This is a genomic window from Magnetospirillum aberrantis SpK, assembly GCF_011022235.1.
Classification (GTDB): domain Bacteria; phylum Pseudomonadota; class Alphaproteobacteria; order Rhodospirillales; family Magnetospirillaceae; genus Magnetospirillum; species Magnetospirillum aberrantis.
In genome coordinates this window covers 82247-97069 of sequence record NZ_JAAIYP010000042.1, presented here as the reverse complement: position 1 = coordinate 97069, position 14823 = coordinate 82247, and the positions used below count along the sequence as shown (strand labels likewise).

Here is a 14823-nt window from a genome sequence, read left to right as displayed (position 1 = left end):
GACAAGGCCAGGGTCAACGGGTGCGCTTTTTTCGCCCTTTGTCCGAAAGGCCGGGTTATCCACATGATTCCACGGTGTCCACAGGCTCATGCGCAGTTTTCATCTCCATCTGGTGTCCGACGCCACCGGCGAGACCGTCACTTCCGTCACCCGCGCCTGCATGGTGCAGTTCGAGGGCGTGCACGCCGTCCAGCATAATTGGTGGCTGGTGCGCAGCCAGGGCCAGGTCGAGCGGGTGATCGCCGGCATCGAGGCCAATCCCGGCATCGTTCTGTGTACGCTGGTGGACACCGCGGTCCGCGGCATCCTGGAGGAAGCCTGCCGGCGCATGCACGTGCCGTGCATTCCGGTGCTGGATCCGGTGTTGGGGGCATTGGCCGGCTATCTGGGGGCGGAAATGCACGCGACGCCGGGCCGGCAATATGTGCTCGACGCCGAATATTTTGCCCGTATCGATGCCATGCAGTTCACCTTGAACCATGACGACGGCCAGTTGCTCGAGGATGTCGAGGACGCCGATATCGTGGTCATCGGCGTGTCGCGTACTTCCAAGACACCGACCTGCATGTATCTCGCTAACCGCGGCTATAAATGCGCCAATTATCCCTTGGTTCCCGGCGTGCCCTTGCCGGCCGAACTGGAAGGGTTGCGCCGGCCCCTGGTGGTCGGCCTGACCAAGGACCCTAAAAGTCTGTCCGACATTCGCCGCGCCCGGCTGCGCTTCCTTAATCACGACGAGGAATCCGACTACGCCCAGTTCGAGAAGGTGCGCGAGGAAGTGGCCTCGGCGCGCCGGCTGTTCTCGCGCCATGGCTGGCCGGTGGTGGATGTCACCCGCCGCTCCATCGAGGAGGCTTCGGCCACCATCATCCAGTTGCACGGACAGCACATCGCTAAGATCGAGGGAGCGAAGACCGAAGCGGCCAGACCGGAGGGCGTGAAGTGATCGTTACCGGAGGGCGTGAAGTGATCGTTCTCGCCTCGGGGTCGGCCACCCGCCGGACCATGCTGGAAAACGCCGGCGTTCCATTCGTGGTCGACACCGCCCCGGTGGACGAGGCGGCGGTCAAGCAATCCATGCGGCTGGAAACCGACAACGCCGCCCGCGTCGCCGAAGTCCTGGCGGAATTGAAGGCGGTGCGGGTATCGGCCCGCCATCCCGGCGCCATCGTGATCGGGGCCGACCAGATGTTGGAATGCGACCGCCAATGGTTCGACAAGCCGGCCGACCGGGCGGCAGCGCGGGCGCAATTGCTGGCCCTGCGCGACAGGAGCCACCGTCTGGTGTCGTCGGTGGTGGCGGTGCGCGACGGTCAAAAGCTGTGGCACCACACCGACAGCGCCCAACTGACCATGCGGCGGTTTTCCGACGCTTTCCTCGACCAATATCTGGAACGGGCCGGCGACGCGGTCCTGTCCTCGGTCGGCGCCTATCAGCTCGAGGGCTGGGGCGCGCAATTGTTCATGATGGTCGAGGGCGACCATTTCACCATCCTGGGCCTGCCATTGCTGCCCCTTCTTGACTTCCTGCGCGAAAACGAAGGACTGACCCCATGACCATTTCCGGCAAGGCCAAGTTGGCCGGTGTCATCGGCTGGCCGGTGGGACATTCCCGCAGCCCGCGTCTGCATGGCTATTGGCTCAAGCACATGGGAATCGACGGCGCCTACATACCACTGGCGGTCAAGCCCGAAGACCTGGAAATCGTGTTGCAGGCCTTGCCGCGCATGGGATTCCGGGGAGCCAACCTGACCGTGCCGCACAAGGAACGCGCCCTGGCCCTGGTCGATCATGTGGAGCCGCTGGCCAAACGTATCGGCGCGGTCAACACCCTGGTCATCCGCGACGACGGCAGTATTGAAGGCCGCAACACCGACGCCCACGGCTTCATCGAGAATCTGCGCCACGGCGCCCCCCATTGGCGACCCGAGGCGGAGCCGGCGGTGGTGTTGGGCGCTGGCGGCGCCGCCCGCGCCGTCTGTGCCGCCCTGGTGGATTGCGGTGTCCCGGAAATCCGGCTGGTCAACCGTTCGGCGGCGCGGGCCGAACAATTGGCCGCCGATATCGGCGGCCGGATCGAGGTGGTGGCGTGGAACGACCGCGACCGGGTGTTGGCCGGTGCCGGCCTGGTGGTCAACGCGACCACGCTGGGCATGACCGGCCAGCCGCCGCTCGAGATTGATTTGGCCGCTTTGCCCCTGCACGCCGTGGTCAACGATATCGTCTACGCCCCGCTGATGACCGATTTCCTGGTGGCGGCGGCGGCGCGCGGCAACAAGGTGGTGGACGGCCTGGGCATGCTGTTGTGGCAAGCGGCCCCCGGTTTCGAGGCATGGTTCGGCACCCGTCCCGAGGTGACGCCGGCCCTGCGCGCCCACGTATTGGGATGACATGAAGGTTCTTGGTCTGACCGGTTCCATCGGCATGGGAAAAAGCACCGCCGCCGCCATGTTGCGGCGGCTGGGGGTGCCGGTGCACGACGCCGACGCCACCGTGCACCGGTTGATGGGCCAAGGTGGGGCTGCGGTGACTGCGGTGGCGGCCGCGTTTCCCGGTGTGGTGACCGACGGCGCGGTGGACCGCCGCGAACTGGGCCGCCGCGTGTTCGGCCGGCCGGCCGAACTGAAACGGCTGGAAGCCATCCTGCATCCCCTAGTGCGTCGAGCCGAGACGGCGTTTCTCAAGCGCCACCGCCGGTACGGCACGAAACTGGTGGTGCTGGACATTCCGCTGCTGTTCGAAACCGGTGGCGAAAGGCGCTGCGACCGGGTGGCGGTGGTGTCCTGTCCGGCCTTTCTTCAGGCCCAGCGGGTGTTGCGCCGTCCCGGTATGAGCGCCGAACGGCTGGCCGCCATCCTGGCTCAGCAAACGCCCGACGTGGAAAAGCGCCGACGCGCCGATTTCGTGCTGCGAAGCGGTGTAGGAAGGGTTCCGGTCTTGCGTGCGCTCAAACGCATCGTCACAGTGATGCGCTCCTGATTTTGGCGAAGGCAAGCATGCGCGAGATCGTTCTCGATACCGAAACCACCGGCTTCGATCCGCTTCAAGGCGACCGCATCGTCGAGATCGGCTGTGTCGAGCTGATCAACCATTTGCCGTCGGGCAAGGTTTATCATCAGTACATCAACCCCGAACGCTTCATGCCAGACGAAGCGTTCAAGGTTCATGGCCTGTCCGACCAGTTTCTGGCCGACAAGCCGGTCTTCGCGGAAATCGTCGCCGATTTCCGTGCCTTCATCGGCGACGATCCGCTGGTGATCCACAACGCCGAATTCGACATGAAGTTCCTGAACGCCGAATTCGCCCGTCTGGGTTTCGCCGCCATGCCCATGAGCCGGGCCATCGACACCGTGATCATGGCGCGCAAGAAATTCCCCGGTTCGCCCGCCAACCTGGACGCCCTGTGTCGCCGGTTCGAGATCGACAATTCCAACCGCACCTTCCACGGCGCGCTGCTGGATTCGGAATTGCTGGCCGAGGTCTACCTGCAATTGATCGGCGGCCGCCAGCCGGGTTTCGAGCTGGGTTTGGCCGGCACCAAGGGCGGCGCCCAGGTTCAGGTGGTGCGCGAACGGCGTGAACCGCGCCCGCACGCGCCGACGCCGGAAGAGACCGAGGCTCACATGGCTTTTGTCGCCAAGCTCAAGAAAGCCATCTGGCTGCGCGAACCGGAACCGGAAGGAAGCGGCGAACAGGCATGAAAAAAGGCGGGGTGCCGCACAGCGTCCCCGCCTTTTTCGTGTCTGACGCTCTATCAGGCGTTGCCGACGGCCTGGGCCGCTTCGGCGCGGGCGCGGAACAGTTGGACGAAGTCGATCGGCTGGATCATCAGCGGCGGGAAGCCGCCGTCGCGGGTCATGTCGGCGATGATGGTGCGCGCGAACGGGAACAACAGGCGCGGGCACTCGATCAACAGCATGGCCTGAACGTGTTCGGACGCCACGTTGACGGTGAAGATGCCGCCATAGACCAATTCGACGATGAACACCGGGCGCTCGTCGTTCAGCTTGGCCTCGATCTTCAGATGCAGCGACACCTCATAGGTGTTCTCATGCAACTGCTGGGCATTGATGTCCACATGGATCGGAATGTTCGGGTTCTGGCCCTGCATCTCGGCGAAGATCGCCGGAGCGCCGGGAACCTCGAACGAGAGGTCCTTGACGTACTGGCCGTTGACCACCAGCGGCGGCTGGACGGATTCGGGAGTGTTGGTGTCGCTCATTCTTTGGCACTTCCTTGATTCGGGCGCTGCCGATGGCTAACACGGATCGCCGGCCGGCACAACCGGCGGCGGTCGTGGTGCCGAATATCTATTTATCGTCGTCAACCACCCGATACTCCGCCTCGATCACCTGCGGCCCCTGGCGCGATCCCGGACCGCCCTGGCCCGGACCGCCCTGGCCCGGACCACCCTGGGCGGACGGCGGCATGTGCGAGACCAAGGTGGCGCGCAATATGGCCCGAACCGGCGGCAACAGCAGCAGGATGGCGAGCACGTCGCTCAGGAAACCCGGCAACAGCAGCAAGCCGCCGGCCAAGGCCAGACACAGGCCATCGAAGGCTTCGGCCACCGGCACCTCGCCGCGTTCGAACTGGGCGCGGGTACGCAGCACCAGTTCGAAGCCCTGTTGCCGCACCAGGGCCAAGCCGACCATGCCGGCGGCGATGGCGGCGGCGACGGTCGGCAACAGGCCGATCCATTGCGCCGTCTTGATGAACACCGCGATCTCGGCCACGGGAACGGCGATCACCGCCGCTAAAACCAGCCATGCCATGCTTGCTCTTTGCCTTTCTCGGGCTTATCTGTGGGTATCGTAACGCGAAACAGCCGGTTTGGCTTGTTTCTTCCAGAAAAGTAGGTCCATGAGCGGCGATTTCCATTTCCTCGACATCGTCTTTTTCGCCATCGTCGCGGTCTTTCTGGTGCTGCGATTGCGGAGCGTGCTGGGCAAGCGCACCGGTACGGAACGTCCCCCGGCCCAGTGGAACCAGGGCGAGCCGGAGGAGACCCTTGCCCGGCGCGAGGCGCCGGCCGAACAGCGCGGCGACAACGTGGTCGAGTTGCCGACCGCCCGCAAGCCGGCGGCCGAACCTTTGCCGCCCGGTCCCTTGGGCGAAGGAATCGCCGCTATCCGGCAGGCCGACCCGTCCTTCAGCCTGGACCCGTTCCTGTCGGGAGCGCGCATGGCGTTCGAGATGATCGTCCAGGCCTTTGCCGCCGGCGATCTCAAGACCTTGCGCCCGCTTTTGGCGGACGAGGTCTACAAGCCGTTCTCCGCCGCCATCGAGGGACGCCAGCAAAACGGCGAGACCCTGGTCAGCGAGTTGATGGGCATCCGCGAGATCAAGGCGGTGGAAGCCGCCATGAACGGCACCTTCGCCGAAGTCACCGTGCGGTTCGTGTCGGAACAGATCAACGCCGTGCGTGACGCCGAAGGCCGCATCGTCGAGGGCGACCCCTCGCGCATCATCGACGTGGTGGATTTGTGGACCTTCCGCCGCGACACCCGTTCGGCCGACCCCAATTGGGAATTGGCCGCCACCCGCGCTGCCGAGGAAAGCGCGAGCTGACGAGGCACGCCATGCGCCGGCTGTCGTTGACGTTGATGGTTCTGGGCCTTGCCGCCTGCGCCGAGGCGCCGGTGCGCGCCCCGGCTCCCCTGCCCGCGCCGCCGCCGGTGGCCGGACCCGACCGTCTTGATCTCAGGCCCATGGCTTTCAGCGAAATCCCCGGCTGGACCGAGGACACACCGGGTGCGGTGCTGCCGGCCATGGTGCGGTCATGCAACCGTCTCCTGAAGCTGCCTCCCGACAAGAGCATCGGCGCCGACGGTGCCGGCGGCGTGGTGTCGGACTGGTACGGGCCGTGTGCCGAGGTACGGCGGTTGCCGGCCGGCGACCATGGCACGGCGCGGGCGTTCTTCGAAACCTGGTTCACCCCCTATCTCGCCACCAACAACGGGCGGGCCGAAGGCACCTTCACCGGCTATTTCGAACCCGAACTGGCGGGATCGCGCACCCGCACCGCACGCTATAATGTGCCGTTGCTGGGCAAGCCCAGCGACATGGTGCTGCGCGAGGGACCGGGCGGCGAAACCCAGGTGGGCCGCATGGTCGGCGGCCGCTTCGAGGCCTATCCGACGCGGGCCGAGATCGAGGCCGGGGCCTTGGCCAAGGTGGCGCAGCCGGTGGCCTGGGTGGCCGATCCGGTCGATGCCCACATCATGCATATCCAGGGCGGCGGCCGTATCCGGCTGGACGACGGTTCGGTGCTGCGTTTGGCGGTGGCCGGCACCAACGGCCACAAATTCGTCGGTATCGGCAAGATCCTGCGCGACAGGGGGCTGGTGACCGACACCTCCATGCCGGGGGTCCGGGCCTGGCTCAAGGCCAATCCGGTCAAGGCCCGCGAAGTGATGGCGCAAAATCCGCGCTACGTCTTTTACCGTCCCATGGGCGGCGATGGCCCCATCGGTTCCGAGGGCGTGCCGCTGACCCCGGAACGGTCCATGGCGGTGGACACCCGTTTCGTGCCGCTGGGCGTGCCGGTCTATCTCGACACCGTCGATCCCTCGGGCCAGCCGCTGCGCCGGCTGGTCATGGCCCAGGACACCGGCAGCGCCATCAAGGGCGTGGTGCGCGGCGACTATTTTTGGGGCCAGGGCGAGGCGGCGTTCGAAAAGGCCGGGCGGATGAAAAGCCCAGGCCGCTATTGGCTGCTGCTGCCCCGCGCCCGTTCGCCCCGGCTTGCCGCTGTGGACCTGGACTAGGACCAAGGCGTTCCGTATGGTAACCCCCATGCGACAAGGGGTGTAGGCGTTACAATGGCCGATCGGCGGACCAGCAGGATCAAGGAAGACGAGGAGCTGCACGAGCGGCTGCGCGTCGCCATCCTTGGCCGCCGGATCGAGGTCTACACCGACCAGCGCATGTTGGATTTCCAGGGTTCGCCCATCCACAACGGCTGGGACCATCTGTTGCCGCTGTTGGTGATGATGTTGCTGGCCCTGGCCATCCTGTTGGCCGCCGGGGTGGCGGTGGGCATCGTCGCCATGACCTTCGGCGCGCTGGGCCATCTGGTGGGCATCAAGCATTTCCTGGCCTGGCGCATCCGTCTGCGGGCCAAGGCCTATGCCATGCAGGGCGCCGCCCATCTCGACCAGCTCTGGCATCTGGGCGGCGTCGCCCTGGTGGTGATGAACAGCAGCGAACCCCCTTGCGTGGCGCCACGCGGCGACTGGCGCCGTTTCGTGCGGCGCAACCTACAGGCCGAAGGGTTCGGAACCGCCGCCACGGCCAAGGCGCCGGTGGACGTGCCGGCCGCCGCACAGGAAATCATCGAACCATGAGCGGCCGTGGACGCCGCCGTATCCTGACACCCGACGAGGTGCGGATCTGGCGGGCGGTGGCCGACACCGTCACCCCCCTGCCCGGCCGGGCCGTCGAAGGCACCGGGGACGAAGTGGAGACGCCGCCGGCCGAACCGGCGCCGGCACCACCGCCACCCGCGATTCCCCCTGCCCGCCCGTCGAAGACGCCCATGCCGGCACGGCCGCTGCCCGATCTGCGCTCCGGGGTGACGCCGGGTCTGGACAAGCGTTCGTCCGAGCGCATGAAACGTGGCGAGATGGAAATCGACGGCCGTCTGGACCTGCACGGCATGACCCAGGACGTCGCCCATGCCGCCTTGGTCGGCTTCGTCTCGCGGGCCTATGACGGCGGCCGGCGCTGTCTTCTGGTGATCACCGGCAAGGGATACCGCGAAGGAACCGGGGTGTTGCGGGCCAACGTGCCGCGTTGGCTCAACCAGTCGCCATGCCGCGAACGCATCCTGGGCTTTTCCACCGCCCGCCCCCAGCATGGCGGCGAAGGCGCCCTTTACGTGCTGATCAAGAGGCGGCGGTGAGCGGAGCGAGCTTTCAGCCATGACGCCGTTCGGCGCCAAGGTCCGCGCCCTGCGCGCCGCCAAGGGCATCGCGCTCAAGCGCATGGCCGCCGACCTCAACCTGTCCTCGGCCTATCTGTCGGCGCTGGAACATGGCAATCGTGGCCGTCCGGCCCCCGGTCTGGTGATGCAGATCGCCGGCTATCTGGATTGCATCTGGGACGAGGCCGAGGAACTGAAGCGTCTGGCCGAGTTGTCCCATCCCCGCATTACCATCGACACCGCCGGCCTGTCGCCCGAGCGCACCGAACTGGCCAACCGGCTGGCCGAAAGCGTCCGCACCCTGTCCGACCAGACGGTGTCGCGGCTGTTGGAATTGTTGCGCGGCGATCAGAACAGCTGAAGGTGCAGCCAGACGATCGTCAACAGCACGGCCGCCCCCAATCCCGAAGGCAACCGCATGGGCGGCAGGCGCAGGGCGGTGCACCCCTCGCGCAGGGCCATGTGCGAGGCCATCATCAAAACGGCGCCCAGCAACCAGGTTAGCCAAGGCTGGCTGAAATCCAGGTTGCGCCGGGCGATCTCCATCAGGTCGGGACGGCTTGACAGGACGCTCGACACCGCGCCGACACCGACCACCACGGCGATTCCCAGAACCATCGACGGCAGCACCACCAGCGCCGCCGAGCCGACCAACCCGATCAGCGCGACGGAAAAGGCGGTGCGCACAGACCCGAAGAACGGCACGGCCAAGGCGACGGTGACCATCGTCAGCAAGGCCAGCGCCGCGAGTCGCCACCGCCGGCTCCAGCCAAGCGGAACCGGCTGTTCCACCCCCAATCCGCTCCAAAGCCGCGACACGCCGACGGCGAACAACAGCACGACGATGGTGTTGGCCACCTTGGCCGTGTTCCACAGGCTTGTCAGGAACAGCTTGAACGACGATTCGGGATAGCCGGGGAAACGCACCCACGCCACCAGAGCCAGCAAGATCAGGTTGATCCGCAGCAGGTGCAGGCCAAGGGCCGGCCAGCCGCCGGCCAATCTGGTCCACATCCATACGGTTTTCTGACCGAAAACCAGCCGCGCCACCAGCGGCGGGTAATCCGCCATGCAGGCGTGGGCCTTGGCCGGGCCGCTCCAGCGCAGGGCATGGAGCCAGGCGCGCGGACCGGTGCCCCACCGCAGCATCTTGCCGGCCAGGGGCGGATAATCCGGGCTGCCGCTTTCCAGGGCCTGACGGATCTGGGCGGCATGCAGGATCTGTTGCAGCACGTCCACCGCCACCCAGCGGGCGGCTAGCCCCCGGCAGACGGTAATGTCGTCCCAGTGGAAAAACCGGCTCAGTACCAACACGGCGGCCGATGTCACCAGGGACGGGTCGGAAATCACCCGGCTGGCGACGAAGGCGGATAGCCTGTCCTTGCTTTCCAGGTTCCACAAGGTGGTGTCGTCGGCCAGTTGCCGGGCCATCTCGTCCGGGGGCAAGGCCAGCAACACGTCGGTTCGGGTCGCCATGTCGGCGACAAGGTCCTCGACCGTTTCGCGTTCCTCGGTTTCTTGCGGCTCTTCTTCCCAGGTGGTGGTGTCAGGTTCTGGAGTGTCGGGTTCCGGGACGTCGAATTCCGGCGTCTGACGCGGCGGCGCGGGGTCAAGGACCGGTGGGGCGACGGGAGTGGCGACGTCGTTTTCGGCCCAGGCCAGGGCGGTTTCATAGGCTTGGCGCAGTCGGGCGAAGCCTTCGGAATCGTCCTCGGGGCGACAGGATTTCAGCCGTTGGGCATAGGCGCGCTTGATGGCGCGGCGGTCGCCCGCTTCGGCCATGCCCAGTTCGGCCCAGGGAAAATCCGCGCTCATGGCTCCACCGTTCCGCCGAAACCGGCCAGCCATTGCGAGAATTGCTGGCGGGCATGACGGATGCGTTCCTCGTCCTGGCTTTCCAGGATCGTGCGGAAGGACAGCAACGCGGTCATGATGTCCTGTCGGGTGTCGCCCAGGAATTCTTCGTAAAGCCGTTCGGCGCGGCTGATCAATGCCAGATTGGCCTGTTGCTCGCGCGGGTGCAGCTTCAACGCCGACAACGCTTTCAGTCGCGCCTCGATCTCGGCCGGGCTCAACAGGCCGGGATTTTGTTCGATGACCAGCCGCTTGCCGCGCCGGATGGCCGGCAAGGTCGCCTCGACCTCCAACAGGCCGTTGACGTCGTAGGTGAAGCGCACCACCACCGGCATCTGCTGCGGGTGGTCGAAGGGCGGTAGTTCCAGCTTCAGCGCGCCCAACAAGATGTTGTTGGCGACCCGTGGCGATTCGCCTTGGAATACCCGCAGTTCCAGTTCTCTTTGGTGGGCGCGCAGCGGCGTGAAGGTCCGTTCGCGGCTGGCCGGGATGGTGGTGTTGCGTTCGATCAGCGGCTGGAAGTTGCCGTGCAACAGCCCCTCGGTTCCCTCATGCGCCACCTCGATGCCCAAGGTGTAGGGACAGACGTCGGTGATGACCGTCTCTTCCAAGGTGGCGTGGCGGCTTTTCAGGCCGGCCATGACGGTGGCGCCCAGGCCGATGGCTTCGTCGGGATTGAGATGGCGCAGCGGCAGGCGGCCCAGCAAGGTGCTGACCATGCGCGCCACCATGGGCATGCGCGAGGCGCCGCCGACGATCACCACCTCGTCCACCTGGGCCGGCGTCAGCCTGGCGTCGCGCATGGCCCGCTCGATGGGGGCGCGCATGCGCTCGACCAATGGCCGTGCCGCCTCGAACAGGCGGTCCTGCGACAGGCGCCAGCGGTGGGTGGTGCCGTGCAGCGGCAAATCCACTTCGGCCTCGCTCTCGCGGCTCAGGCGTTTCTTCAGGGTTTCCAGGCGATGGCGCAATATCGCCCGGTCGCCGGGCGACAGCTTGCCGTCGGCAAGACCAAGATCGGCCAGGGCCATGCCGGCCATCAGATCGACGAAATCCTCGCCGCCCAGGAAATTGTCGCCGGCGGTGGCATGGACCTCGACCACGCCGTCGAACAGTTCCAGCACCGAGACGTCGAAGGTGCCGCCGCCCAGATCGACCACCAGGAAGCGGGACTCGGCGTCGCGCTGGTCCAGGCCATAGGCCAGGGCGGCGGCGGTGGGTTCGTTGATCAGACGCTCGACCCGGATGCCGGCCAAGGTGGCGGCGTTGCGGGTGGCCTTGCGCTGGGCGTCGCTGAAATAGGCGGGAACGCTGATCACCGCCTCGGTGACCGTGGCGCCGGTATGGGCCTCGACGTCGTGGATCAGCGACTTGATGACCAGGGCCGACAATTCCTCGGGCCGGAAGCGGCGCTCGCCCAGCGTCAGCTCACGGTCGCTGCCCATGTGGCGCTTGAAGGTGGCGGCGGTCAGGTGGGGGTGGCTGTGCAGCCGTTCGTGGGCGGCGGCCCCCACCAACAGGCTGCCGTCGTCGCCCAGCCCCACCACCGAAGGCGTCAGCACCTCACCCAGGGCGTTGGGAACCAGCGCCGGTCCCTGTTCGGTCATCACCCCGGCCAGGGAATGGGTGGTGCCAAGGTCGATGCCGATGATCATGGGAATTGTGTCCAAACCGGAGAAAGCCGGCGCAGTGCACCAAAGGATACGACCGGGTGCAATTATCGCGCTCGTATGGGGTCAGGGCGCCAGTCGAAAGGTGCGGGTTCCCTCGCGCCGCAACAGGCCGTCCTTCACCAGTCGGGCCAGCGTGCGATACAGCGCCTCGCGGGTGATGCCGATGTCGTGCGCCACCTCGGTCAGGGTTCGCGGCAAGGTGACGGGGCGGTCGGCGGCTCCGGCGCGCACCAGATAGCCCAGGACCCGGTCGCGGGCGCTTTTCTGCCGCACCAGTTCCAGCCGGCCGCGGGCGCGGTGCAGGTCGCGGGCCAGGATGGCGGCGAAGGCCAGCGCGATGTCGGGATGCGCCCTGAGCTGCAACAGCACCTGGGTCCGGTTGAAGGCCAGGACGGTGCAATCGGTGACGGCGACGCCGTCGCACGGGCAGGTTTCGGTGAACAGCGCCCATTCGGCGCAAAAGGACCCGGCTTCGGCGGTGTGCAGCGGCACGCCGGCCCAGCTGAGGCGCAGCGTGCCCCGTTCCACATGAAACAGCGCCGAAGTCTGTTCGCCAAAGGAAAACAAAACCTCTCCCGCCGCCAAGGTGCGCGGGACGGGAACCAGGTTTTTCAACAGGGTAAGAATCTCGCCGGCCATGGTTGCTCCACTGCGCGCATGATCGGGATCATAGTTTATGACATCACGTCGGACCACGCCAGGGCGAGGTCACGTCGATCAGCATGCCCTGTTCGGCGAAGAAATTGGTTGGCGAGAAATCGGTGAACAGGCGGATGGGCCAACCCGATTGTTCGGCGGCCTCGCGCAAGACGGCCTCGGTCCGGCGCACGTCGCCGGTCGGGTTGGTCATGTCCTTGTCGGAATTGTCCAGGTAGATGGTACCGCCCACCCGCATCTTGGCAAGGATCGCCCGGGCACACCCCTCGCGGTCGGTGCCGTCGATCAGGGCGAAATCCACGCTGCCGTCGGCCAAGTCGCCCACGTCGGCGAAAGCATCCGACGGACGGACACGGTAATCGACGTTGCCGATGGTTTTTTCCGCCAGCATGCGGCGAACCCGTTCGGCCCAACCGGGATGGTCCTCGAAGCTGACCAGACGGCCGCATCGGACGGCCAGCCATGGCGTCGACATGCCGGAACCGAATTCCACCGCCAGTGAATCCGGTTTCAGTCGGGCGGCAAGAACCCGCTGTGCCCGATACGAGATCATCGGCCGGTGCGGGCGCCAGCCGAACAGACGTTTCGCGGCGGCGGTCAGAAAGGCGGCCGGAGCGTACACCATGCCGGCGGCGTCGACCCGGTTGCCCTTTTCATCATGGAACCGGGTCCGGCGCAAACCGTCGGGCGAGGAGAACAGGCCGAGCATCACAGGATGAACTTCGCCAGATCGGCTTTCTTCGCCAACCCGCCGACCCGGTCGTTGACCATGTCGGCGGTGATGGCGATGGTCGTGCCGGGGCTTTGGTCGGGGGCGGTGAAGCTGATGTCCTCCAACAGGCGTTCCAGCACGGTGTGCAGACGCCGCGCGCCGATGTTCTCGACCGAGCGGTTGATCTCGGCCGCCAGGTCGGCGATGGCGACGATGGAATCCTCGGCGAAGTCCAAGGTCACTTCCTCGGTCGCCAGCAACGCCTTGTACTGCTTGATCAGACTGGCCTCGGGCTCGGTCAGGATGCGCACGAAATCGTCGCGCGACAGCGCCTGAAGCTCGACCCGGATGGGCAGGCGGCCCTGAAGCTCGGGCAACAAATCGCTGGGCTTGGCCAGATGGAAGGCGCCCGAGGCGATGAACAGGATGTGGTCGGTCTTGACGTTGCCATGCTTGGTGGCGACCGTCGTGCCCTCGATCAGCGGCAGCAGGTCGCGCTGCACGCCTTCGCGCGAGACGTCGCCCGAGACGTGGGTTTCGCTGGACCGCGCGCAGATCTTGTCGATCTCGTCGATGAAGACGATACCGTTGTTCTCGACCGCCCAGATGGCGTCCTTGACCACCGTTTCCTGGTCCAGAAGCTTGTCCGATTCCTCGGACAACAGCACGGCCCCCGCCTCCTTGACCGTCAGCTTGCGCGGCTTGGTGCGGCCGCCGCCGAACGCCTTGCCCAGCATGTCCGACAGGTTGATCATGCCCATCTGGCCGCCGGGCATGCCGGGAATGTCGAAGGTGGGCATGCCGGCGCCGGCCGATTCGGCCACCTGGATTTCCACCTCGCGATCGTCCAGCGATCCCTCGCGCAGCATCTTGCGGAACTTCTGGCGGGTGTCGGCGCTGGCGGTTTCGCCCACCAGCGCGTCGAGCAGGCGTTCCTCGGCGGCGAGCTCGGCCTTGGCGGTGACCTGCTTCTTCTGCTTTTCGCGGGTCATGCCGATGCTGATTTCCACCAGATCGCGGACGATCTGTTCGACGTCGCGGCCGACATAGCCGACCTCGGTGAACTTGGTGGCCTCGACCTTGAGGAACGGCGCCTGGGCGAGGCGGGCAAGACGCCGGGCGATCTCGGTCTTGCCGACGCCGGTCGGGCCGATCATCAGGATGTTCTTCGGCAGAACCTCCTCGCGCAGGGCGTCGGGCAGTTGCTGGCGGCGCCAGCGGTTCCTAAGCGCGATGGCGACGGCGCGCTTGGCGTCGTTCTGGCCGACGATATAGCGGTCCAGTTCCGAGACGATCTCGCGCGGAGAGAAGGAAGCGGCCATGGTCAAAGGCTCTCCACCAGGATGTTGGTGTTGGTATAGACGCAGATGTCGGCGGCGATCTTCATGGCCTTGCGGGCGATGGCCTCGGCCTCCAGGTCGGTGTCGATCAGGGCGCGGGCGGCGGCCAGGGCGTAATTGCCGCCCGAACCGATGGCGATGATGCCGTCCTCGGGCTCCAGCACGTCGCCCTGGCCGGTCAGCACCAGCGACACCTCGGAATCGGCCACCGCCATCATCGCCTCCAGCCGGCGCAGGTAACGGTCGGTGCGCCAGTCCTTGGCCAGTTCCACACAGGCCCGCGTCAACTGGCCGGGATGCTTTTCCAGCTTGCCCTCAAGGCGTTCCAGCAAGGTGAAAGCGTCGGCGGTGGCGCCGGCGAAGCCCACCAGGATGGTGCCGCCGCCGACGCGCCGCACCTTGCGGGCGTTGCCCTTGATCACCGTCTGGCCCAGGGACACCTGGCCGTCGCCGGCGATGACCACGCGGCCGCCCTTGCGCACCGACAAGATGGTGGTGCCGTGCCAGGAAGGAAGTTCGGACATGAAAGCGCGCCTTTGACGGAAGTGGGCCGAAGTCTGCTTTAGATAGGGTGGATTTCGCCGGGCGAAAGCGCCGCCTTTTCGGTAAACCTTCGGCGCATCCCTGCCAAGTGTGGAAATGCGCCAAGTGCGATAATGG

18 protein-coding genes are annotated in these 14823 nt (G+C 66.3%); 10 read left to right on the top strand and 8 right to left on the bottom strand.

Annotation, left to right across the window (positions count from 1 at the left end; genetic code table 11):
- The first annotated feature begins 88 nt into the window (after positions 1–88).
- From G4223_RS16085 to dnaQ, 5 genes are read left to right on the top strand one after another with little or no spacing between them, the layout of a single operon-like run.
- Positions 89–946, top strand: coding sequence for a pyruvate, water dikinase regulatory protein (locus G4223_RS16085; protein ID WP_163681859.1), 858 nt, complete (start codon positions 89–91; stop codon positions 944–946).
- 20 nt (positions 947–966) lie between these two features.
- Positions 967–1557, top strand: a complete 591-nt coding sequence (locus G4223_RS16080) for a Maf family protein (protein ID WP_163681856.1) — start codon at positions 967–969, stop codon at positions 1555–1557.
- On the top strand, positions 1554–2390 hold the full coding sequence (locus G4223_RS16075) for a shikimate dehydrogenase (RefSeq protein ID WP_163681854.1): 837 nt from the start codon (positions 1554–1556) through the stop codon (positions 2388–2390). Before G4223_RS16080 ends, G4223_RS16075 begins: the two co-directional genes overlap by 4 nt.
- A gap of 1 nt (position 2391) precedes the next feature.
- Positions 2392–2979 (top strand): dephospho-CoA kinase, encoded by a 588-nt coding sequence (gene coaE / locus G4223_RS16070; protein WP_163681852.1) that lies wholly within the window; start codon positions 2392–2394, stop codon positions 2977–2979.
- Positions 2980–2996: 17 nt separating this feature from the next.
- A complete protein-coding gene (dnaQ, locus tag G4223_RS16065; protein ID WP_163681850.1) occupies positions 2997–3701 on the top strand; it encodes a DNA polymerase III subunit epsilon in 705 nt (234 codons plus the stop codon).
- Between the two features lie 53 nt (positions 3702–3754).
- Here the strand turns inward: dnaQ and secB are convergent, their stop codons facing one another.
- Both secB and G4223_RS16055 read right to left on the bottom strand, forming a co-directional pair.
- Complete coding sequence (gene secB, locus G4223_RS16060) at positions 3755–4222, bottom strand: protein-export chaperone SecB (protein WP_163681848.1); 468 nt, start codon at positions 4220–4222, stop codon at positions 3755–3757.
- A gap of 88 nt (positions 4223–4310) precedes the next feature.
- Positions 4311–4775 carry an FxsA family protein gene (locus G4223_RS16055; protein ID WP_163681846.1) on the bottom strand — a complete coding sequence of 155 codons (465 nt, stop codon included), beginning with the start codon at positions 4773–4775 and terminating at the stop codon, positions 4311–4313.
- 88 nt (positions 4776–4863) lie between these two features.
- Between G4223_RS16055 and G4223_RS16050 the strand changes: the two genes are divergently transcribed.
- From G4223_RS16050 to G4223_RS16030, 5 genes are read left to right on the top strand one after another with little or no spacing between them, the layout of a single operon-like run.
- Complete coding sequence (locus G4223_RS16050) at positions 4864–5571, top strand: Tim44/TimA family putative adaptor protein (RefSeq protein ID WP_163681844.1); 708 nt, start codon at positions 4864–4866, stop codon at positions 5569–5571.
- A gap of 11 nt (positions 5572–5582) precedes the next feature.
- The gene (gene mltA / locus G4223_RS16045) at positions 5583–6770 is read left to right on the top strand and encodes a murein transglycosylase A (RefSeq protein ID WP_163681842.1); all 1188 of its coding nucleotides are present in this window, start codon (positions 5583–5585) and stop codon (positions 6768–6770) included.
- Between the two features lie 54 nt (positions 6771–6824).
- Complete coding sequence (locus tag G4223_RS16040) at positions 6825–7349, top strand: hypothetical protein (RefSeq protein ID WP_163681841.1); 525 nt, start codon at positions 6825–6827, stop codon at positions 7347–7349.
- Complete coding sequence (locus G4223_RS16035) at positions 7346–7906, top strand: Smr/MutS family protein (RefSeq protein ID WP_163681839.1); 561 nt, start codon at positions 7346–7348, stop codon at positions 7904–7906. Before G4223_RS16040 ends, G4223_RS16035 begins: the two co-directional genes overlap by 4 nt.
- Positions 7907–7925: 19 nt before the next feature.
- Positions 7926–8288, top strand: coding sequence for a helix-turn-helix domain-containing protein (locus tag G4223_RS16030; protein WP_163681837.1), 363 nt, complete (start codon positions 7926–7928; stop codon positions 8286–8288).
- Here the strand turns inward: G4223_RS16030 and G4223_RS16025 are convergent.
- The 6 genes from G4223_RS16025 to hslV form a co-directional block, all read right to left on the bottom strand.
- Positions 8276–9742, bottom strand: coding sequence for a hypothetical protein (locus tag G4223_RS16025; protein ID WP_163681685.1), 1467 nt, complete (start codon positions 9740–9742; stop codon positions 8276–8278). The genes G4223_RS16030 and G4223_RS16025 overlap by 13 nt on opposite strands.
- Positions 9739–11436, bottom strand: coding sequence for a molecular chaperone HscC (locus G4223_RS16020; protein ID WP_163681834.1), 1698 nt, complete (start codon positions 11434–11436; stop codon positions 9739–9741). Before G4223_RS16020 ends, G4223_RS16025 begins: the two co-directional genes overlap by 4 nt.
- Before the next feature lie 81 nt (positions 11437–11517).
- Complete coding sequence (locus G4223_RS16015) at positions 11518–12093, bottom strand: Crp/Fnr family transcriptional regulator (RefSeq protein ID WP_163681833.1); 576 nt, start codon at positions 12091–12093, stop codon at positions 11518–11520.
- Between the two features lie 43 nt (positions 12094–12136).
- Positions 12137–12820, bottom strand: a complete 684-nt coding sequence (locus tag G4223_RS16010; protein WP_163681831.1) for a class I SAM-dependent methyltransferase — start codon at positions 12818–12820, stop codon at positions 12137–12139.
- A complete protein-coding gene (gene hslU / locus G4223_RS16005; RefSeq protein ID WP_163681829.1) occupies positions 12820–14145 on the bottom strand; it encodes an ATP-dependent protease ATPase subunit HslU in 1326 nt (441 codons plus the stop codon). The genes G4223_RS16010 and hslU overlap by 1 nt, the downstream gene beginning before the upstream one ends.
- 2 nt (positions 14146–14147) lie before the next feature.
- Positions 14148–14687, bottom strand: a complete 540-nt coding sequence (gene hslV, locus G4223_RS16000; RefSeq protein WP_163681827.1) for an ATP-dependent protease subunit HslV — start codon at positions 14685–14687, stop codon at positions 14148–14150.
- Between the last annotated feature and the right edge of the window lie 136 nt (positions 14688–14823).